Consider the following 19,386-nt stretch of genomic DNA (forward strand, 5'->3'; position numbering starts at 1 on the left):
CTCCTCCCATAGTCGGGCCCGTTTATTCGAGCTCCTTGAAATAGGCCGCAAGGGCCGCGATCTCTTCGTCCGACAACCGCCCCGCCACCAGCTGCATCGCCGCGTTTTCGCGCAGTTTCTGCCGGTATTCGAGCATCGCCAGGATGAAGTGTTCCTTGTCGAGCCCCGCCAGTGGCGGGATCCCGTCGTAAGCCTCTAACTGGTGGCAGGTGGTGCATTCGCCGCCCAGGTATTCTCCGTATTCCGGATCGCCCTCCATCGTCAGCAGGCCCGGCGGCACCACAAGCGCCTCTGCCAGCCCGCCGACCGGCATGGCGACCAGCGCCGCCGCTGCTAGGATCGCCTTATTGCGCATCGGCGGATGCGCTCTTGAGATAGGCGATGACGGCGTCGACATCTTCGGCCTTTTTCAGCCCGGCAAAGGCCATCTTGGTGCCCTTGATGCTGCCGCGCGGATCGGCCAGGAAGGCGGCCAGCGTGGCCTCGTCCCAGACGCCGCCGTGATCGGCCATCGCGCCGGAATAGCGGAAGCCGTCGACCGCGCCGATGTCGCGCCCGACGATGCCGTTGAGCTGCGGACCCGACCGGTTCTTGGCGCCCTCGCCGACCTGGTGGCAGGCCTTGCACTTGCGGAAGACCTTTTCGCCCTCGGCCGCCAGTTCCGGATCAACCGCGGCAACCTCGACTGTTTCGGCCTCGGCCTCTGCCGGCGCGGCGCTTTCTTCCATCGCCGCCTCTTCCTGCATCGCCGCCTCTTCGGCGGTTTCCTCGGGCGTCACGTCCAGCACGGTCGCCCGCATGGTGATTTCCACCGAGTCCTTGCAGTTTTCCATGCACGGCTCGCCCGACCATTGCGGGTATTCGGTTTCGGCCCGGTCATCGACGAAAAAACCGTCGGCATTGGGCATCTCGACCTCCAGGAAATTCTCCTTCGACAGGACGAAATCATCCTCCACGATGAAGTTCGAGTAAAGGATATAAGCCGTGATCGCATAGACTTCGTCGGCGGTCAGGCTTTGCGCATTGCCGAACGGCATGGAACGGTGGACATAATCGAAGGTCGTGGACAGATACGGCCAGTAGCTGCCCACCGTCTTGACCGGGTCTTCGTCCGCCAGCGTGCCGTCTCCGCCGGCAAGCTTGGGCCAGTTGCCCACGCCTTCGGCAAAGACGCCGTGGCAGGCGCCGCAGGCATCGGCAAAGATCGCCTCGCCATCCTCGACCGAGCCCGACCCTTCGGGCAGGCCGGTGCCGTCGGGGCTCACGTCTAGATCCCAGGCGGCAATCTCTTCCGGCAGGGCTTCGCGGCCCAGGCCAAGAGGTTCGGCCCAGACCGGCGCGGCGGTCAGGACCAGCGCGGCGGTACCCGTAACCTTAAGAAACTTCGACATTTTCCGCCTCCCCGTTTTCCTTGACATGCCATGTCTGGATGCAGTTGTTGTGATAGACCGAATTGAGCCCGCGCACCTCGCGCAGCTGCGCTTTGGTCGGCTGGACATAGCCGGTTTCATCCATCGCGCGGCTTTGCAGCAGCATTTCCGAGCCGTCCCAGTCGATGTCGAGGTAGAAGCGCGTGAGCGCTTTGTCCTCGGCCTCGCGGGCCAGCCGCGCGGTTTCCCAGGTCATGCCACCATCCCTTGAGACATCGACACGCGTGATCTTGCCGTGGCCGGACCAGGCCAGCCCGGTGATGACCAGCGGCCCGGGGCCGTGGGTGATCGGCGATTGCGGGCTGGGGCTGGTCACGACCGATTTCGCATCCATCACCCAGGTCCATTTGCGGGCCGAACCGTCCGCCATCACGTCGGTGTACTTGCTGGTTTCTTCGCGGCTTTCCACCGGGCCATCCATGACCTCGATCCGGCGCAGCCACTTGACCCACATGTTGCCTTCCCAGCCGGGCACGACCAGGCGCACAGGATATCCGTGCTCCTTGCGCAAAGCCTCGCCATTGGCCTTGAACGCGACGAGCACGTCGTCCAGGGCTTTTTCCATCGGGATCGAGCGGCCATTCGACGACGCGTCGGCGCCTTCGACATAGACCCACTTGTCACCGGAAAGATCCGCGCCCGCCTCTTCCAGCAGGGTGCGCAGCGGCACGCCGGTGTATTCCATGTTGTGGATCATGCCATGCGTGAACTGCGCGCCATTGAGCTGCGCGCCCGCCCATTCCATGCCGGTGTTGGCGGCGCATTCGCAGAAATAGACGTGGTTTTCGCGCGGGAACCGTTCGAGATCGGCATAGGTGAAGACCAGCGGCTTATCGACAAGGCCGTTCACCATCAACCGATAGTCTGGCTTGGCCAGTTCGATGGCACCGGAATGATGCCTCTCGAACGCGCAGCCCTGCGGGGTGATCGTCCCGTCCAGCGCATGGATCGGCGTGAAATTGATCGAGCTGATCGGATCGGCCGTGAGCCACGGCACGTTGCGCCGGATCACATCCGATTCAAACTCGATCGGCAGGCCGTAGGGCGTGGCGTCGACGCCGTCGCCAAGCCCCTGCGCCCAGGGCTGGACCTCGGTGATCAACGGCTCCGGCCCCGCCGCGCGGGCCATGCCAGCGCCTGCGATTGCGGTCCCGGCGGCCAGGCTGCCCCGAAGGAACGCCCGGCGCGAGGTGCCGCTCTTGCTGTCTTGTGTCATGTTTGCCTCCTCTCGGATCATCACATTCGTCTATGTGAATGATTTTGACTGGAAAAACGGCGGGCACCCCGGGGGCACCCGCCGCAGAACGCCTTAGGCTCCGACCACCTGAACGCTGGTGTTCTCGCCCACCTCGACGGTGCCCTGCGCGCGGATGTGGCTTTCCACCACGTCCCAGATCGGCGGGCCTTCGGTACCCTCATTGACGCTGGCCCACCCCGCGACCACATAGCTGCGCGCGGGGTCGATGGGTTCGCCGGTCGACAGCAGCGTCATCTCGGAGATCCGCTCCCCCTGCGGTTTGGTCACGTCGATGCGGTAGCCCAGGCCTCCGACGCGCACCATGTCGCCGCCCTGCTGGTAATAGGGGTCGGGGTTGAACAGGTTGTCGGCCACATCCTCCATCACGACCTTGAGGAAATCGCCGGTCATTTCGGTGCGGTAGGCGTTGGGATACGTCATCGAAGTGACGTTCCAGATATCCTCGCGCGTGATCTCTTGCCCCGGCAGGATCGACGGCCCCCAGCGGACGCCGGGCGACAGGGCGATTTCCGCCTCGCGCTCGCTCAGCAGCGCGTCACAGATCACATCGTCCCAGGTGCCGTTGAAATTTCCGCGGCGATACAGAAGGCTGCTGGTCTTGCCGATCACCTCGGACATCACCGACTCGTAGGGCGCGCGCTGTTCGTCGATCAACGCGGTCATTTCGGGGTCGGGCGCGATCACGTCCGAAAGGATCGGGATCAGCTTGTGACGGAAGCCCATCATCCGCCCGTCCTTGATATTGAGATCGACCCGGCTCACGAACTTGCCGTTGGAGCCGGATGCGACGATGATCGTGTCGCCCACCAGCACCGGTTCGGGCAGCGCGTCATGGGTGTGGCCCGACAGGATCACGTCGATGCCGGTCACCTGCCCGGCCATCTTCTTGTCGACGTCGAAACCGTTGTGGCTCAGCAGGACAACGCATTCGGCGCCCATGCCCCGCACCTCGTCGACGATTTCCTGCATGCGCTCGTCGCGGATGCCGAAGGAATACTCGGGGAACATCCAGCCAGGGTTGGCGATGGGCATGTAGGGAAAGGCCTGACCGATCACCGCTACGTTGACGCCGCCCCGTTCGAAGAACTGATAGGGCTTGAAAAGCTCCGCCGGTTCGTCCCATTCCGCGTCAAAGATGTTCTGGCCGAGCGCGGCAAAGGGCAGGCCTTCGACAATCTCGTTCACGCGGTCCGAGCCCAGGGTGAATTCCCAGTGGAACGTCATCGCGTCGGGCTTTAGCCCGTTCATCACGTTGACCATGTCCTGTCCCTGCGTGTGATAGCAGGTGTAGGAGCCGTGCCAGGTGTCGCCGCCGTCCAGCAGGATCGCATCCGGGCGTTCGGCCCGGATCGCGTTGACGACGGTGGCCACGCGGTCCATCCCGCCGACCTGTCCGTATTCCTGCGCCAGCGCGGAAAAATCGTTGTAGGTCAGCGCGTAATGTGACGGGCTGCCGTCCGAGATGCCGTAAAGCTTGCGGAAATCCGCGCCGGTGATATGCGGCACCTCGCCCCGATTGGGGCCGACGCCGATGTTGATTTCAGGCTCGCGGAAATAGATCGGTTTCAGCTGCGCATGGATGTCGGTCACATGGATCAGCGTCAGGTTGCCGTAGCTGTCGAACTGCAGCAACTGGTCCTGGGTCAGGGCCTGCTGAGCCGCCAGCCGCGACCAGTTGCCGAACCCGCTTGCCCCCACCAGCGCGGTGGTGGCCATCGAAACCTGCAGGAAATCGCGTCTGGAGATCATGGGAAGGGTCTTTCCATTAGCGCAAAACACATTCGCATGTGTGCATATTTCAGAGAAGGAAAACCCCGCGCAGCCAGATGCCGCGCGGGGTCATTGCATCAGTTGCGGACCGACGGACCTTCGACCGACAGGCCGTTGCCGCGCGAGGCGACGTAAAGCTCCAGCGCCACGAATTCGGGGCTGCCGGTGCTGTAGGTTTCGGCGCGGGTGTCGCGCACGCAGCCCTTGAAGCGGCTGTGCACCCCGTTGAGCTTGGCGTTCTTCAGACGGTAGGTCGGGAACCCGTTGATCTGGCCCTGGCTCAGGTGGTCGGCGCGGATGTAGTTGCCATAGTTCTCTTCATGGCAGGACGCGCAGGACAGCTCCAGAAGGCCGGTGCGGGTGTAATAGAGCTCCTTGCCCTTTTCCCAGGTCTCGGCCGCGGGGCCGTCGATGGCGACATTCATCGGCATGCCGCGCGACACCGACGACAGCAGCGCCTCCATCTCGATGGCGGGCTTGGCGTCGTATTTCCACGCCTCGGCCTGCATGCGCTCGGTCCGGCAGGCGTTCATCTGCATCTGCAGCGTGCGCACCTCACCAGCGGATTCGACATACTTGGGATAGGTCGGCTTCACGCCTGCCATATCCTCGGGCGCGCCGTGGCAGGACGCGCAGGATTCGCCTGCCTCGCCTTCGACGGTGTCCCAGGCCTCGATCGCGTTGTCGACAAAGATCATGCCCTGGTTCTCGAAGTCGTCCAGCTGCTGCGCCTGGGTCTCGTCCTCGCGGAAGTGCCAGCCCGAGATGATCTCGTCGATGCCGGTGCCTTCCATGTGCGCGGGCGCGGCGGTCTTGGTGGTCATTTCGATCTCACCGTTGATGACCATGGTGTCATCATCCGGCCCGCCTGCCATCAGGGCCGGTGCCGCGGCGAACAGCACGGCGGCGATGGCGGTCATTGCCTTGATTTTCATTGGTTTCCCTCCCTGAAATCAGCCCTGCCCCGCGATGTTCCGGGGGGCAGGGCCGCGCACCGGCTTCAGCCGATTGCGATTTTCTTCGCGTCTTCGTAGACCGACCCGTCGTCGTCGTACCAGGTGAACTTGAACTCACCTTCTTCGGGCACCGTCGCGGTGAACTCGAAATACGGGTTGGTGGAAATCGCGGGCTCCATCTTCACGTCGATGACGTTCTCGCCGTTGAAGTCGCAGGTGAAGCGATTGATGATCGAGCGCGGGATGGTGTTGCCGTCGCTGTCCTTGCGCTGGCCGGATTCCATCGGGTGGCTGATCAGCGTCTTGATGGTGATTTCCTCGCCAGCAGATGCCGACTTGGGAACCTTGACGCGGGGTTTGACTCCAGATGCCATTTCTTTGTCTCCTATCCTTGTTGGTCGCAATCCCGAACCGCGAAACCGGTATCCACTTTCGCCGGGATTGCTCCGAGCCTTAGCCGCCGCAGCCGCCGATGGTGACCTTCACGGTCTTGGAGGAGCGGGCAAAGCTGCCGTCCTCGAGCTTGGCAATCGCGATCACGTCCTGCGTTCCGGCAAGGCGGATCCGGGTGCTCGCCGCCTGGCTTCCCGCCAGCGGGCCAAAGTTGAACGTCGCGACCGGCGGCGTCGGGTTGCCGGCGGCCAGCACCATGATGGCACTTGCGCCCGGGGCCGAAACCTCGATCGGAACGGTGTTGCCGTTTTCGGCAATTTCGGGGGCGATCAGGTCAACGCCCGCGTCGGCGATGTCGGCACCGCCCGTGAACTCGGCGACCAGATCGTCCACCGCCGCATTGGCGCGGAACGGCAGAACAGTCAGCAGCGCCGCACCGGCACCCAGGGCCAATGTCTCGCGTCGTGTGAATTCCATCAATTCTCTCCTTAGATCTCGTGCAGTGCGGGCAGGCCGTTGCGCCTGCCTAGTCTTTGAGGGTCATCAGATAGGCGACGACATCCTCGATCTGCTGTGCGGACAGCAGCGGTTCAATCTCTCCCTCGGCGGCCTTGCCGGTATAGCCGTTGCCGGGCCGGGTAAAGCCGCTGGTCTTGTAGAACGCGGGCATGACGGTGCCTTCGAAGGTCATCTTGGCATTGGCCACGATGCCGCGCAGTTCCGCCTCGGTCCGGTAGCCGCCCACACCGTTGAGCGGCGGGCCGACCTCGCCCTGGAAGGCCGCATCCAGCGCGTCGACCTTGTGGCAGGCCACGCAGTTTCCCAGCCCCCGGGTGGTCATCACCTTGGCGCCGGCCTCCGCATCGCCGGGCGTACCGCTCAGCGACGTCTCGACCGCGCCGTATTCGTCATATTTCACGTCGTCCGGAGCGACCGGGTTGGCGAGTGCGGCACTCGCCACCAGGCTCGCTGCGATCGTGATTGCTGTAAACCTCATGTTCCCTCCCTAGGCTGTCCGCCCCCGTTCTTCGTGCGGGACAGCGGTGCGTATACCGTAGGCTACCGCGCCCCCGGGACGCAACAACAAATTCACAGAAGTGAATAAATGCGGCCCGAAACTCAGGCTCAGTCCGTGTGCCCGTCGTCGCGTTCCTGGATCATCCGCGCGTGGTAACGCTGGAAATCCTCACCGTTGTCAAGCAGGTAGCGCTTTTCATTGACCCAGGTGAACATGTCCAGCGTGGTGCCCTTGGCAAAGGCGCCCGGCATCACGGCCACGGCGGCTTCGGCCGCCGAGGTGTCTTCGGGCACCTCTTCGGGCAGGAACATGATCGTGGGCGTGAAAAGGATCCGCCATTTCCGCGCCATGTCCTTTTCGGTCAGCGATTCCCCGTCGAAATCGGTCACCTCGATATCGCCATGCAGGTTGAGCTGCACCACGAAGTAATTTTCAGAAATGTAGCTGTCAATTTCGGGCTGCGGAAACACCTCCTGGTGCATCTGGGTACAGTAGACGCAGCCGCGCTGTTCAAAGAACAGCACCAGGCGTTTGTCTTCGGCGTTGGCCTCTTCCAGATCCTCGCGCAGGTCCTTGAAGGTGTTGCGCATCCAATCGGTTTTATGCAGCCCGTCGTCACCCAGTTCCGCCGCCCAGACCGGCAGCGCCGTCAGCGCCGCCGCAAGACCCGTGATCCAGTGTTTCATCTTCCTCGCCCTCCCAAGCGTCAGCTCAGCGACACCCATCCGGGAAACCACCGGATCATGGCGTCGGCAATCAGGTTCACCGTATCGGTCGCGATCAGAATCGCAAAGAGGATGAGCATCGCGCCCATCACTTTCTCGACATAGGCCAGCTTGTCCCGGTGCCGCGCGGTCCAGCGCAGGAACGGACCGGAAAAAAGCGCGGCCACCACGAAAGGCGCTGTCATCGCCAGCCCGTAGACCAGCAGAAGCAACCCGCCCTGCGTGATGTTGCCCATGCCGCTGGCGATCATCAGGATCGACGCGAGCGCAGGCCCCACGCAGGGCGTCCAGCCAAAGCCGAAGGCCAGCCCCATCACATAGGCGCCCAGCACGGTCGTGGGTTCGGTGCTGCTTTCGACGCGCGCCTCGCGGTAGAGGATCGGCACCCGGATGATGCCGAGGAAATGCAGCCCGAACACCAGAAGCAGCGCCGCGGCGACGTATTTCAGCACGTCCAGCCAGTCGGCAAAGGCCCGGCCCACCGCCGTCGCCCCCATGCCCAGCAGGACAAAGATCGTCGTGACCCCGAGAGCAAAGCAGATCGCCGACAGCAACAGACGTTTCTGCGCGCCCGGCGGAATGCCCGCATCGCTGCGCAGTTCCGCCATCGACAGGCCGGCCATGTAGCACAGGTAGAACGGCACCATCGGCAGGATGCAGGGCGTAAAGAAGCTCAGCAGCCCCGCCAATGCCGCACCTGCGAAAGAAATATCGAGCACGGCGCGGGCCTCCTTGATCAATTCACATATTCATATTATGTTGTGAGTTACCTACTCGTCAATTGGATCGTCCAATGCAGCGTCCCCTGCCCCTGATCGCCGCAGCACTTTGGCTGCTTTCGACCGGCCCGCTGCTGGCCGATCCGCAGCTTGTCATGGTCGAACAGCCCGGCTGTGTCTACTGCGAACGCTGGGACGAGGAAATTTCCGAAGCCTACCCCAAGACCCGCGAAGGGCAGCATGCGCCGCTGCTGCGTGCCGATCTGCGCACCGGCCCGCCCGACGGCATCGAATACGACCGTCGCGTGAACTTCACCCCGACCTTCATCCTGGTCGAGGACGGCACCGAACTGGCCCGGATCGAAGGGTACCCGGGCGCGGACTTCTTTTGGGGCGTGCTGTCGATGATGCTGGCCGAACACACGGATTACGCCCCGGATGTCCAGTCGGCCACACCTGTCGCATCCGAAGATAAGGGATAGCACCATGGCCCTGCCCGTTCTGCGCGACGACATGACCGACGAGGAATTCGACCGCATCGTCGAAAAGGCGACAACGGCGTCGGCCTTTCTCAAGGCGATCAGCCACGAGGGGCGGCTGATGATCTTGTGCCATCTGGTGTCGGGCGAAAAATCCGTGACCGAGCTAGAGGATCTGCTGTCGGCCCGGCAGGCCGCGGTCAGCCAGCAACTGTCGCGCCTACGGCTCGAAGGGTTGGTGGTGCCGCGCCGCGATGGCAAGGCGATCTATTACCGGCTGGCCGACGACAAGCCGCGCAAGATGCTGGAATGCGTCTACGATCTTTTCTGCAAGGACGACTGACCGGCGTTGCGGCACGGGCCGATTTCTGCCGGATTTGATCAAACCGCCAAATTTTCGCCCAATTTTAGCAGTAGTCCCCTTTGCAGCAGACTCGGGTGGGGCGTTCGAGTTTCTCAAAGGAGCATATCATGCTGCGCAAAACCGGGCTCTTTGCCGTACTGGCCGCGCTGGTCGTCGCAACCCCGTCGCAGGCCGAAGAGCATTATGTCGTCATGCTCGATACCGGCTATTTCCCCGATGTCGTTTATCCGGAGCCGGGCGACACGATCCGGTTCTACAACCAGGGCGAACTGCCGATGTCGGCCACCGCGGTCGACGGCAGCTGGTCCACGGGCGTACTGCTGCCCGAGCAGGATTACATCCTTCTGGTCGAAGAGGGGATGAAGGCGCAATACGACAATTCGCTCGACATCGTCGCCGACCCGGCGACCGCGACGGGCGAAGCAGGCCAGGTCGTCGAGGCCATCGGCACCATCGACTATCTCAACCCCGCGCCGACCGATCTAGGCGCTGACGGCAAGCCGCTGATGCTCGCCGATGAGGCCTACGCCAACTGATCACGCTCTGTATCGTTGCAAGGCGCGGCAGCTACGCTGCCGCGTTTCGCCGTTCCGGCAACCGCCCTGAGCGGTTTGCGCATCTGCGCCCGGCGCAGGCGTTGGCCCGCGCGTTCGACCTCTTCCCGCGTCACGACCGCAAAGCCCATTTTGGCAAACGGCGCCTCGGCCATCAGGCTGGCATGGGTCTCCAGCTTCGCCATTCCCAGATCAAGCGCCTTGGCCTCGACCGCCGTGAAAAGCTGCCGGAACTGTCCCTGCCCGCGCGCCCGCGGCAGCAGGAAGGCGAGGTCGATATAGCCGTCGCCGCGCAGGGTCATGAACCCGGCCGGTCCCGCCGCATCCTCGACAAGCATCACCAGCGCCTGTTGCGCCAGCCGGTCGTCCCAGCCATCACCGCCCGGCGGTTCCGGGCACCACGCGGCGCGCTGTGCCTCGCTATAGGGGCATGGCCCGGTGCGTATAGCGTCGAACATCACCTGCCCGAGCGCGGCAAAGTCCGCAGGCATCGCCGGTCGCAGCTGCACGCCCGCCTCAGAACGCCTTGAAGGTCAGCGTCGTAAGCGTCCGCTCTAGACCCTTGATATCGCTCAGGTTTTCGTTGATGAAATGCCCCACATCCTGGCCCTGCGGCACATAAAGCTTGAGCAGAAGGTCATATTCGCCGCTGGTCGAATAGAGCTCTGAATGGATTTCGCGCAGTGCGATTTCCTCCGCCACGCTGTAGGTCGTGCCCGGCGTGCAGCGGATCTGGACAAAGACGCATGTGGTCATGGCAGGTCACCCCTCTGTTGGCGTTCAATCTGGCACATCCGCACCGGTGGCCACAATGTCGAAATCAGGCCCCTTGGCGTCCCCGCCCCCCGGCCCTATAAGCGCACCGAAGTCACAGGAGACGCGACATGCGCAGCGCCACCGTCACCCGCAAGACCCACGAGACCGATATCGCGGTCACCGTCGATCTGGACGGCACCGGACAGTACGACAACCAGACCGGTGTCGGCTTTTTCGATCACATGCTGGACCAGCTGGCGCGCCACGCGCTGATCGACATGACCGTGCGCGCGGCGGGCGATCTGCACATCGACGATCACCACACGGTCGAGGATACGGGCATCGCGCTGGGTCAGGCGCTGGCACAGGCGGTCGGGGACAAGACCGGCATCCGCCGCTACGGGTCGTGCCTTCTGCCGATGGATGACGCGCTGGTGCGCGCGGCGCTCGATATCTCGGGCCGCCCCTATCTGGTGTGGAACGTGGCGCTGCCCAGTGCCAAGATCGGCACGTTCGACACCGAACTGGTGCGAGAATTCTTTCAGGCCTTCAGCACCCATGGCGGCCTGACCTTGCATGTCGATGCGCTGCACGGCATCAACGTCCATCACATCGCCGAGGCCGCGTTCAAATCCGTCGCCCGCGCCTTGCGCGACGCGCTCGAGGTCGATGCCCGCACGGCCAAGGCGATCCCGTCGACCAAAGGCGCGCTCTGACCGGTCGAAGCCAGACAGACCCGAGGCATTCATGCTCACAACGATCATCGATTACGAAAGCGGCAACCTGCATTCGGCCGACAAGGCGTTTCAGAAGATGGCGCGCGAGACTGGCGCAGGCACGGTCATCGTCACCTCGGACGCGGACACCGTCGCGCGGGCCGACCGGATCGTGCTGCCCGGCGACGGCGCCTTTCCGGCCTGCGCCGAGGCGTTGCGCGGGCAAGGCGGACTTTACGAGGCGATGGTCGAGGCGGTCGAGGTCAAGGCGCGGCCCTTCCTGGGCATCTGCGTCGGCATGCAGCTGATGGCTCGTAAAGGGCATGAATACACCGAAACCGACGGGCTGGGCTGGATTGATGGCGAAGTCATGCACATCGCCCCTAAGGACCCGGCCTACAAGGTGCCGCACATGGGCTGGAACGATCTGGTCATCGACCATCCGCATCCGGTGCTGGACGGGGTCAAGACCGGCGATCACGCCTATTTCGTGCATTCCTACCAGATGCGCATGGCCGACCTGAGCCAACGCATCGCGCATGTGGACTATGACGAGGAAACCACCGCTATCGTCGGGCGTGACAACATGCTGGGCCTGCAGTTCCACCCCGAGAAAAGCGCCGGTATCGGCCTGCGCATGATCGCCAACTTCCTGACCTGGACGCCCTGACGGGCCGACCGGAAACGCAAAACGCCCGGCGTAATCCACACCGGGCGTGCATGCCGTCAGAGAAACGGGTCAGCTTTTCAGGAAATCGAGCATCGCCTCGGTCACCTGATCCGCATGGGTGGCAGTCATGCCATGCGGCGCGCCGTCGATTTCCTTGAGAGTCGCCCCCTCGATCATCTTGGCCGCCTGACGGCCCGACGGATCAATGGGCACGATCTTGTCGGCCGTGCCGTGGAGCACCAGCGTCGGCACCTTGAACGCCGCCATGTCCGGGCGCAGGTCGGTGTGGCCGAAGGCGTCGATGCAGTCCAGCGTCGCCTTGACGCTGCCCATCATGGCCATGCTCCAGGTCCAATGGCGCACCGCGTCGCTGACGCCGCCACCATCGGTTCCTTCGCCATAGAAATCACCAAAGAAGGATTCAAGAAAAGCCTGACGGTCCTTGCGCACACCGGCTTTCATATCCTCGAATACATCGGCGGGCACGCCGTCGGGGTTGTCGTCGGTCTTTTTCATGAAAGGCGCAATGGACGAAACCAGCATCGCCTTGCTGACCCGGTCGCCGGCGTGGCGCGACATGTAACGGGCCACCTCGCCCCCTCCCATGGAGAACCCGGCGATGGTTGCGTCGCGCAGGTCAAGCGCATGGATCACGCTGCTCAGATCGTCGGCCATGGTGTCGTAGTCATAGCCCTGAAATGGCTGGCCCGATCGGCCAAAGCCGCGCCGGTCGTAGGACACCACACGGTATCCGGCCTCGGCCAGCGCCAGCGCCTGATGTTCCCAGCTGTCGGCGTTGAGCGGCCAGCCGTGAATCAGAACGACGGGCGTGCCTTCGCCCCAGTCCTTGACGAAAATGTCGGTTCCGTCGGCGGTGGTTACAGTCGTCACGATGAACTCCTCTCGTATCGTTTCATCTAAGCAACGCGAGCGAGCAAAGGTCTGTTCCGGGGCCAGCGCGGGCCTTTCGTCGCGGCGGAGCCGCAGTCGCCCGACACAAAAAAGGGCGGGTTGCCCCGCCCGATTTCACGCAGCTTTTGCGCGGATCAGTTGACCCGGCTCCACGTCTGTTTGGAACACAGCAAGCCGCCCGCGACGCAGCCCGAAAGCTGCAGCGTGCTGCCGTTCAGCTGCATCTTGCCCATGTAGATCTTGTCGTTCGACGGGCGCCACACCTTGCCCTCGTACTTGCCGCCGCCCTGCGGTGCCATGTTGATCACCAGCGTCTTGCCAAGGTTCGGGGATTTGTATTCGCCGCGCGAATTGAAGGTCCGGTCGATGGTGCCGCAGATGTAGGGGCCGCAAGGCTTCAGCCCGACATAGGCGTAGGATCCGTCGTCAACCTCGGTCTTCCAGGTGCCTTCCGCCGGATCGGCCAGTGCCGCGCCCGCCGTCAGGGCCAGCCCGGCCAGCAGCATGCTCAGTCTCTTCACGTTCTCTCTCCTCCCGTGAGTGGTGGGCAAAGCCTGACGCGCGGACGGGCGGCAGATCAAGTCTGACGTGAGGTCGCGTTGCATCTGCCGTCCCGTCATGCAAAACCGCGCGCACCAGCGCAGGAGAGCCGCCATGATCCTTTACCCCGCCATCGACCTCAAGGACGGTCAGGCCGTGCGCCTGCTGCGCGGGGACATGGAAAAATCGACCGTATTCAGCGACACGCCCGACCAGCAGGCGCGCAGCTTTGTCGACGCGGGCTGCGACTGGCTGCATCTGGTGGACCTCAACGGCGCCTTCGCGGGTACACCGGTCAACGCCGCAGCGGTCGAGGCGATCCTCGCCGCCTGCCCCGACACGCCCGCACAGCTGGGCGGCGGCATCCGCGACATGGCGACGATCGAGACCTGGCTGTCAAAGGGGCTGGCCCGGGTCATCCTGGGCACGGTGGCGGTGGAAAATCCCGGCCTCGTGCGCGACGCCGCGCGCGCCTTTCCGGGGCAGGTCGCCGTCGGCATCGACGCGCGCGACGGACGAGTCGCCACCAAGGGATGGGCGGAAGAGACCGATGTGATGGTCACCGACCTTGCCAAATCCTTTGAGGATGCCGGGGTCGCGGCGATCATCTATACCGATATCAACCGCGACGGCGCGATGCAGGGCCCGAACATTCCGGCGACCGAGGCGCTGGCCCGCGCCGTAGATATCCCGGTGATCGCGTCGGGCGGGGTGTCGTCGCTGGACGACCTCATTGCCCTGCGCGACACCCGCGTCATTTCCGGCGCGATCTCGGGCCGCGCGCTTTACGACGGCGCGCTGGACCTTGGCGAAGCCCTCAAGGCCCTGCGCGCCTGACGCCTCATTCGACCGCGGCGCCGGTCAGCTTCTTCAAGGCACCCTGCATTTTTCCAAGGTACTCCGCGTCCTCGGAAATGCCTTCAAGCGCGGTCAGGGCCATCGGGTCCTCGTAAGCGACGGTCACGATGCCCGCCGCATCTTCATAGACCAGTACCTTCATCGGCAGGAACAGCCCGGCCTGCCGGTTGTCCATCATCGCGGGGGTGCCGACCTGCGGGTTGCCAAAGATCACCAGCTTGGAATTGCCGATGTCCATGTCGACCTCTTTCGCGCCCGCACCATGATCCACCACGGCAAACACGGTCGCACCGGCCCCCTCGATGGCGCTCACCAGCTGGTCGACCGTGGCATCGACGCTTTTCTGCGACGCATCGGTCATGATGTCCTGTGCAGCTGCGCCCTGCGGCAGGATCGGGGCCAGCGCCAACGCGCCCACCAAAGCCAAAGCATGTTTCATAGCCATTCCTTTCATTCGGATCACAATCTGGGGCGTACCCACTGGAAGCTAACCGCCATTCCCCCTAAAAGGTCCTCAAATCGGATAACGTTGATGAGACCATGCTGAAAACCCGCATCATTCCCTGCCTCGATGTCGCCGATGGCCGCGTGGTCAAAGGCGTGAACTTTGTCGATCTGGTGGATGCGGGCGACCCGGTCGAGGCGGCGCGTGCCTATGATGCCGCGGGCGCCGACGAGATCTGTTTTCTCGACATCATGGCGACCGAGGAAAACCGCGGCACGATGTTCGATGTCGTGACCCGCACCGCCGAACAGTGTTTTATCCCGCTCACCGTGGGCGGCGGCGTGCGGACCGTGGCCGATGTGCGGGCGCTGCTGCTGGCGGGGGCCGACAAGGTCAGCTTCAACTCCGCCGCTGTGGCCAACCCGGATGTGGTGACGGCAGCCGCCGACCAGTTCGGCAGCCAGTGCATCGTCGTGGCCATAGACGCAAAGACCGTCGAGCCGGGCCGTTGGGAGATTTTCACCCATGGCGGGCGACGGGCCACCGGCATCGACGCGGTGGATTTCGCCATGACAGTGGCGGCCAAGGGGGCTGGCGAGATCCTGCTGACCTCGATGGACCGGGACGGCACGCGCGAAGGCTTCAACCTGCCGCTGACCCGGGCGATTTCGGATGCGGTCAGCATCCCGGTGATCGCCAGCGGCGGCGTCGGAACGCTGGATCATCTGATCGACGGCGTGACCCAAGGCGGTGCGTCAGCGGTGCTGGCCGCATCGATCTTTCATTTCGGCGACTTCACCATTGCCGAGGCCAAGGCGCATATGGCCGCCAACGGCATTGCCGTGCGCCAGTGACCCCGGAAAGGCCCCGCCATGACCCTTGACGATCTTGCCGCCCTGATCGCCACCCGCGCGGACGCCGATCCCGGCGAAAGCTGGACCGCCAAGCTGCTGTCGCAGGGCCCCGATAAATGCGCCGAGAAGTTCGGCGAAGAGGCGATCGAGGCGGTGATCGAGGCGGTCAGGGGCGACCGCGCCCGCCTGACATCAGAGGCGGCGGATGTGCTCTTTCACCTGCTGGTGATGCTGCGCGCACGCGACGTGGACATTGCCGATGTCATGGCCGAGCTTGCGCGGCGTCAGGGCACCTCGGGTCTGGCAGAGAAAGCGTCGCGCAAGGGCTGACGGCCCCGCATGCTGGCAAGGCGGCGTGAGGGCGCTACCCTTTGATCATGAAAAACATCCATGTCACCCGCCGTGGCGTTCTGGCGCTTTTGCTGGCCGCCCCGACCCTGCTGCAGGCCCGCCCCATGCTGATCGACGATTTCACCGGCGCCCCCCAGAACCGCTGGCGCTTTTTCACCGATCAGGTGATGGGCGGCGTATCCACCGGATCGCTTGAATTTGGCGCGATGTACGGCGTGCCCGCCATGCGCCTGACCGGCGATGTCTCGACCGAAAACCGTGGCGGCTTCGTGCAGGCGCGCCACGATCTGCCGGGCGGGTTGCCGCAGGACACCTCGGCCATCACCCTGCGCGCGCGCGGCAACGGCCAGCGCTATTTCGTGCATCTGCGCACCTCGGGAATGATGCTGCCGGGGCAATACTGGCAGGCCGGGTTCGACGCAGGCGCCGACTGGGCCGACATCACCCTGCCGCTCAGCGCGTTCGAGCCGTCGGGGCGGCTGGTGCGGGCGCGCCCCAATGGCGGCAACATCCGCAGCGTGGCGCTCGTGGCTTACGGTCGGGATCATCAGGCAGATGTGGCGCTGGCGCGGATCGGCACGGCCTGAGGGTCAGCCCGCCGTCGCGGGATCGCCCTGATGATCATGCCCGTCATGGTCGGTCATGCGCGGGTCCATCATCCCTTCCTTCACGCCGAAATGCAGCAGCAGAACGTTGACCGGATAGGCCGCCAGCAGGCCACAGCTCAGCGACACGATCAGCGCGGTCCAGAACCGCACGTCGCCCATACCCGCTCCCGCCGCAAGCCACAGGCTGACACTGATCGCGGTGACCTCCATCACCGTGATCGACGCCGTTTCCGCAACGACCGCGTCGCGCATGGCGGTGCGCAGCGGCACGCCGTCCTGCACCAGCGGCCCGACGGTCAAGGCGTATCCGGCGGCATAGGCCAGCGCGAAGGTGATGACGGACACCCAGACCGAGCCCAGCGACAGGATCCCCGCCGCCACGACCACGCCGACAATCTCGCCCATGCCGCAGCCGGAACAGCAATGCGCCACCGACCGGAACGCCCGGCGCGGCAGGCTGTCGGTCGCGATCTCCTTGCGGCCCGACCACAGGTAGATGGCCAGGCCCAGCGGCCCGGTATAAATTACGGTGAGCCCCCAGACGACCTTCATCAGCGGCATCAGATGGGTATTGCGTCTTTGCAGGTCGCGGATAAGCCAGAAAAGACTTGGCAGCATAAGCGCCAGAAAGCCGATCAGGAAGGCTGGTGTGTCAATGGCGTCGTGCAGGGTGTCGAGGATGTCCATGACGGGCCAACCACCCAGAACCGGCCCGGTTCCCTCAATCGGCCGCTCCGGAAGCCCGCCGGATCAGACGAACTGCTCCCGGATCAGCCGTTCCTCGAGCCCGTGGCCGGGATCGAACAGCACCCGGTGCGCGATAGACGGCTCGGACCGGATGTCGACCTGCACCACGTCGCGCACCGCGCGGGCATCGGCCTCGGCCATCACCGGGCGCTTTTCCGCATCCAGCACCTCGAACCGCACTTCTGCGGTCTTGGGCAGCAGCGCGCCGCGCCAACGCCGGGGCCGGAACGCGGCCATCGCCGTCAGCGCCAGCACGTCCGACCCGATGGGCAGGATCGGCCCGTGAGCAGAGTAGTTGTAGGCGGTGGACCCGGCCGGCGTGGCCACCAGCGCGCCGTCACAGACCAGTTCCGACATCCGCAGCCGCCCGTCGACGCTGATCCGCAGCCGCGCCGCTTGCGGCCCCTGCCGCAGCAGCGACACCTCGTTGATCGCCAGTTCCTTGTGCAGGGTGCCATCGGACGTGGTCGCATGCATCGACAGCGGCGTGATCACCGCCGCCTCGGCCGCGCTCAGCCGCTCTTCGAGCCCGTGATCGGAATATTCGTTCATCAGGAACCCGACCGTGCCCCGGTTCATGCCGTAGACCGGCGCGCCCAGCCCCTGGGTCCGGTGCAGGGTGTGCAGCATGAAACCGTCCCCGCCAAGCGCCACGATGACGTCGGCGCCTGCTTCGGCGTGGTCGCCATATTGCCGGGTCAGCGTCTCGCGCGCCGCCTGTGCAATGGGCGCGTTGCTTGCGGCGAAGGCAATTCTGAGCGACATGGGTTTTCCCGGCTAGGTGCTATCTGTTTCTGAAACAAGCACAAGTTTCCGACACACACCAGCAAAGCCAAGGTCTTAAGACCATTTCCTTCTTTTCAACGCTTGATCGAGGATTAATTTCCTATAGGAAACGCGCACAGATTCCGCACCCTCAAAGGAGGCCACGACATGAATGCCCCGCACCGTGACACCGGATTTTTCACCGAGACGCTTGCCGATCGCGACCCCGAGATCAGCGCCGCCATCCGGGGCGAGCTGGGCCGTCAGCGCGACGAGATCGAGCTGATCGCGTCGGAAAACATCGTCTCTGCCGCCGTGATGGAAGCGCAGGGATCGGTGATGACCAACAAGTACGCCGAAGGCTATCCGGGCCGCCGCTACTATGGCGGCTGTGACTGGGTCGATGTCGCCGAAGAGTTGGCCATCGATCGCGCCTGCAAGCTTTTTGGCTGCAGCTTCGCCAATGTGCAGCCGAACTCCGGCTCGCAGGCCAACCAGGGCGTGTTTCAGGCGCTGCTGAAGCCGGGCGACACAATTCTGGGCATGTCGCTCGATGCGGGCGGCCACCTGACCCACGGGGCCAAGCCCAACCAGTCGGGCAAGTGGTTCAACGCCGTGCAATACGGGGTGAAGCGCGACACGCTCGATATCGACTATGACGAACTGGCCGCCCTCGCGGCCGAGCACAAGCCGCAGATGATCATCGCGGGCGGATCGGCCATCCCGCGCAAAATCGACTTTGCCAAGTTCCGCGAGATTGCCGACAGCGTCGGGGCCTATCTGCTGGCCGACGTGGCGCATTTCGCCGGGCTGATCGCGGCGGGCGAATATCCCAACCCCTTCCCGCATGTGCATGTCGCCACAACGACCACCCACAAGACCCTGCGCGGCCCGCGCGGCGGCATGATCCTGACCGATGACGAGGCTCTGGCGAAAAAATTCAACTCCGCCATCTTCCCCGGCATTCAAGGGGGCCCGCTGATGCACGTGATCGCCGCCAAGGCCGTGGCCTTCGGCGAGGCACTTCAGCCCGAATTCAAGACCTACATCCAGAACGTCATCACCAACGCCCAGGCGCTGGCGGACGAACTGCACAAAGGCGGGCTCGAAACCGTGACCCACGGCACCGACACGCATATCGTACTGGTCGATCTGCGCCCGAAGGGTGTGAAGGGCAACGCCACCGACAAGGCGCTTGGTCGGGCCCACATCACCTGCAACAAGAACGGCGTGCCCTTCGACGAGGAAAAGCCGACGATCACCAGCGGCATCCGCCTTGGGTCGTCCGCCGGCACCACGCGCGGCTTTGGTGAGCCGGAGTTCCGTCAGATCGCGCGCTGGATCCTCGAAGTCGTGGACGGCCTCGCGGCCAACGGCGAAGACGGCAACGGCGCGGTCGAGGAAAAGGTCAAGGCCGAGGTGGCCGAACTCTGCGCCCGCTTCCCGCTCTACCCGAACCTCTGATCCGACCCCACCGGATCGAACGGAAACGCCCCGC

At 64.2% G+C, this 19,386-nt stretch carries 27 protein-coding genes; 10 read left to right on the plus strand and 17 right to left on the minus strand.

The window, feature by feature from the left end; translation table 11 throughout:
• Positions 1-22 precede the first annotated feature (22 nt).
• The 10 genes from ACOXXX_RS18525 to ACOXXX_RS18570 form a co-directional block, all read right to left on the minus strand.
• Positions 23-355, minus strand: a complete 333-nt coding sequence (locus tag ACOXXX_RS18525) for a c-type cytochrome (RefSeq protein ID WP_422828101.1) — start codon at positions 353-355, stop codon at positions 23-25.
• Positions 345-1,391, minus strand: coding sequence for a c-type cytochrome (locus ACOXXX_RS18530; RefSeq protein ID WP_422828102.1), 1,047 nt, complete (start codon positions 1,389-1,391; stop codon positions 345-347). The genes ACOXXX_RS18525 and ACOXXX_RS18530 overlap by 11 nt, the downstream gene beginning before the upstream one ends.
• The gene (soxC, locus tag ACOXXX_RS18535; RefSeq protein ID WP_422828103.1) at positions 1,375-2,646 is read right to left on the minus strand and encodes a sulfite dehydrogenase; all 1,272 of its coding nucleotides are present in this window, start codon (positions 2,644-2,646) and stop codon (positions 1,375-1,377) included. Before soxC ends, ACOXXX_RS18530 begins: the two co-directional genes overlap by 17 nt.
• A 93-nt stretch (positions 2,647-2,739) precedes the next feature.
• On the minus strand, positions 2,740-4,437 hold the full coding sequence (gene soxB / locus ACOXXX_RS18540; protein ID WP_422828104.1) for a thiosulfohydrolase SoxB: 1,698 nt from the start codon (positions 4,435-4,437) through the stop codon (positions 2,740-2,742).
• A gap of 98 nt (positions 4,438-4,535) precedes the next feature.
• Entirely contained in the window at positions 4,536-5,393 is an 858-nt protein-coding gene (soxA, locus tag ACOXXX_RS18545; protein ID WP_422828105.1) for a sulfur oxidation c-type cytochrome SoxA, read from the minus strand.
• Between the two features lie 65 nt (positions 5,394-5,458).
• Entirely contained in the window at positions 5,459-5,788 is a 330-nt protein-coding gene (gene soxZ / locus ACOXXX_RS18550) for a thiosulfate oxidation carrier complex protein SoxZ (protein ID WP_422828106.1), read from the minus strand.
• Positions 5,789-5,867: 79 nt separating this feature from the next.
• The gene (gene soxY / locus ACOXXX_RS18555) at positions 5,868-6,284 is read right to left on the minus strand and encodes a thiosulfate oxidation carrier protein SoxY (protein WP_422828107.1); all 417 of its coding nucleotides are present in this window, start codon (positions 6,282-6,284) and stop codon (positions 5,868-5,870) included.
• 49 nt (positions 6,285-6,333) lie between these two features.
• Positions 6,334-6,804, minus strand: coding sequence for a sulfur oxidation c-type cytochrome SoxX (gene soxX / locus ACOXXX_RS18560; RefSeq protein WP_422828108.1), 471 nt, complete (start codon positions 6,802-6,804; stop codon positions 6,334-6,336).
• A gap of 128 nt (positions 6,805-6,932) precedes the next feature.
• Complete coding sequence (locus tag ACOXXX_RS18565; RefSeq protein WP_422828109.1) at positions 6,933-7,511, minus strand: thioredoxin family protein; 579 nt, start codon at positions 7,509-7,511, stop codon at positions 6,933-6,935.
• 20 nt (positions 7,512-7,531) lie between these two features.
• Positions 7,532-8,269 carry a cytochrome c biogenesis CcdA family protein gene (locus ACOXXX_RS18570; RefSeq protein ID WP_422828110.1) on the minus strand — a complete coding sequence of 246 codons (738 nt, stop codon included), beginning with the start codon at positions 8,267-8,269 and terminating at the stop codon, positions 7,532-7,534.
• A 74-nt stretch (positions 8,270-8,343) separates the two neighbouring features.
• On the opposite strand from ACOXXX_RS18570, the gene ACOXXX_RS18575 reads away from it, so the two are divergent.
• The 3 genes from ACOXXX_RS18575 to ACOXXX_RS18585 all read left to right on the plus strand — a co-directional run bounded on the left by ACOXXX_RS18575 (position 8,344) and on the right by ACOXXX_RS18585 (position 9,648).
• Entirely contained in the window at positions 8,344-8,751 is a 408-nt protein-coding gene (locus tag ACOXXX_RS18575) for a thioredoxin fold domain-containing protein (RefSeq protein WP_422828111.1), read from the plus strand.
• A gap of 4 nt (positions 8,752-8,755) precedes the next feature.
• Entirely contained in the window at positions 8,756-9,091 is a 336-nt protein-coding gene (locus ACOXXX_RS18580) for an ArsR/SmtB family transcription factor (RefSeq protein ID WP_422828112.1), read from the plus strand.
• Positions 9,092-9,219: 128 nt separating this feature from the next.
• Positions 9,220-9,648: a cupredoxin domain-containing protein gene (locus ACOXXX_RS18585; protein ID WP_422828113.1), complete on the plus strand. Its 429-nt coding sequence runs from the start codon at positions 9,220-9,222 to the stop codon at positions 9,646-9,648.
• Here the strand turns inward: ACOXXX_RS18585 and ACOXXX_RS18590 are convergent.
• A complete protein-coding gene (locus ACOXXX_RS18590; RefSeq protein ID WP_422828114.1) occupies positions 9,636-10,175 on the minus strand; it encodes a GNAT family N-acetyltransferase in 540 nt (179 codons plus the stop codon). The two genes, ACOXXX_RS18585 and ACOXXX_RS18590, sit on opposite strands and share 13 nt — an antisense overlap.
• Positions 10,176-10,182: 7 nt before the next feature.
• Positions 10,183-10,422 carry an Lrp/AsnC ligand binding domain-containing protein gene (locus ACOXXX_RS18595; protein WP_422828115.1) on the minus strand — a complete coding sequence of 80 codons (240 nt, stop codon included), beginning with the start codon at positions 10,420-10,422 and terminating at the stop codon, positions 10,183-10,185.
• A gap of 128 nt (positions 10,423-10,550) precedes the next feature.
• On the opposite strand from ACOXXX_RS18595, the gene hisB reads away from it, so the two are divergent.
• Complete coding sequence (gene hisB / locus ACOXXX_RS18600; RefSeq protein ID WP_422828116.1) at positions 10,551-11,138, plus strand: imidazoleglycerol-phosphate dehydratase HisB; 588 nt, start codon at positions 10,551-10,553, stop codon at positions 11,136-11,138.
• Positions 11,139-11,169: 31 nt separating this feature from the next.
• Positions 11,170-11,808 carry an imidazole glycerol phosphate synthase subunit HisH gene (hisH, locus tag ACOXXX_RS18605; protein WP_422828117.1) on the plus strand — a complete coding sequence of 213 codons (639 nt, stop codon included), beginning with the start codon at positions 11,170-11,172 and terminating at the stop codon, positions 11,806-11,808.
• A 69-nt stretch (positions 11,809-11,877) separates the two neighbouring features.
• Here the strand turns inward: hisH and ACOXXX_RS18610 are convergent, their stop codons facing one another.
• Both ACOXXX_RS18610 and ACOXXX_RS18615 read right to left on the minus strand, forming a co-directional pair.
• Complete coding sequence (locus ACOXXX_RS18610; protein WP_422828118.1) at positions 11,878-12,699, minus strand: alpha/beta fold hydrolase; 822 nt, start codon at positions 12,697-12,699, stop codon at positions 11,878-11,880.
• Between the two features lie 155 nt (positions 12,700-12,854).
• A complete protein-coding gene (locus ACOXXX_RS18615; protein WP_422828165.1) occupies positions 12,855-13,226 on the minus strand; it encodes a DUF2147 domain-containing protein in 372 nt (123 codons plus the stop codon).
• 148 nt (positions 13,227-13,374) lie between these two features.
• On the opposite strand from ACOXXX_RS18615, the gene hisA reads away from it, so the two are divergent.
• Complete coding sequence (gene hisA, locus ACOXXX_RS18620; RefSeq protein WP_422828119.1) at positions 13,375-14,097, plus strand: 1-(5-phosphoribosyl)-5-[(5-phosphoribosylamino)methylideneamino]imidazole-4-carboxamide isomerase; 723 nt, start codon at positions 13,375-13,377, stop codon at positions 14,095-14,097.
• Positions 14,098-14,101: 4 nt separating this feature from the next.
• Here hisA and ACOXXX_RS18625 read toward each other — a convergent pair whose 3' ends face one another.
• Complete coding sequence (locus ACOXXX_RS18625; protein ID WP_422828120.1) at positions 14,102-14,557, minus strand: DUF302 domain-containing protein; 456 nt, start codon at positions 14,555-14,557, stop codon at positions 14,102-14,104.
• A gap of 101 nt (positions 14,558-14,658) precedes the next feature.
• Here ACOXXX_RS18625 and hisF point away from each other — a divergent pair, with 101 nt between their 5' ends.
• Genes hisF through ACOXXX_RS18640 form a run of 3 tightly spaced genes read left to right on the plus strand, consistent with a single transcriptional unit; the run spans position 14,659 to position 16,355 of the window.
• Entirely contained in the window at positions 14,659-15,417 is a 759-nt protein-coding gene (gene hisF, locus ACOXXX_RS18630; RefSeq protein ID WP_422828121.1) for an imidazole glycerol phosphate synthase subunit HisF, read from the plus strand.
• Positions 15,418-15,435: 18 nt separating this feature from the next.
• Complete coding sequence (locus ACOXXX_RS18635) at positions 15,436-15,747, plus strand: phosphoribosyl-ATP diphosphatase (protein WP_422828122.1); 312 nt, start codon at positions 15,436-15,438, stop codon at positions 15,745-15,747.
• Positions 15,748-15,794: 47 nt separating this feature from the next.
• Positions 15,795-16,355 (plus strand): CIA30 family protein, encoded by a 561-nt coding sequence (locus ACOXXX_RS18640; protein WP_422828123.1) that lies wholly within the window; start codon positions 15,795-15,797, stop codon positions 16,353-16,355.
• A 3-nt stretch (positions 16,356-16,358) separates the two neighbouring features.
• Here the strand turns inward: ACOXXX_RS18640 and ACOXXX_RS18645 are convergent, their stop codons facing one another.
• Positions 16,359-17,063 carry a DUF4396 domain-containing protein gene (locus tag ACOXXX_RS18645; RefSeq protein ID WP_422828124.1) on the minus strand — a complete coding sequence of 235 codons (705 nt, stop codon included), beginning with the start codon at positions 17,061-17,063 and terminating at the stop codon, positions 16,359-16,361.
• A 63-nt stretch (positions 17,064-17,126) separates the two neighbouring features.
• Complete coding sequence (locus ACOXXX_RS18650) at positions 17,127-17,888, minus strand: NAD kinase (RefSeq protein ID WP_422828125.1); 762 nt, start codon at positions 17,886-17,888, stop codon at positions 17,127-17,129.
• Positions 17,889-18,056: 168 nt separating this feature from the next.
• On the opposite strand from ACOXXX_RS18650, the gene glyA reads away from it, so the two are divergent.
• Complete coding sequence (glyA, locus tag ACOXXX_RS18655; RefSeq protein ID WP_422828126.1) at positions 18,057-19,352, plus strand: serine hydroxymethyltransferase; 1,296 nt, start codon at positions 18,057-18,059, stop codon at positions 19,350-19,352.
• The last annotated feature ends 34 nt before the right edge of the window (positions 19,353-19,386 follow it).

Source organism: Thalassococcus sp. BH17M4-6, from assembly GCF_049323015.1.
GTDB lineage: Bacteria > Pseudomonadota > Alphaproteobacteria > Rhodobacterales > Rhodobacteraceae > Puniceibacterium.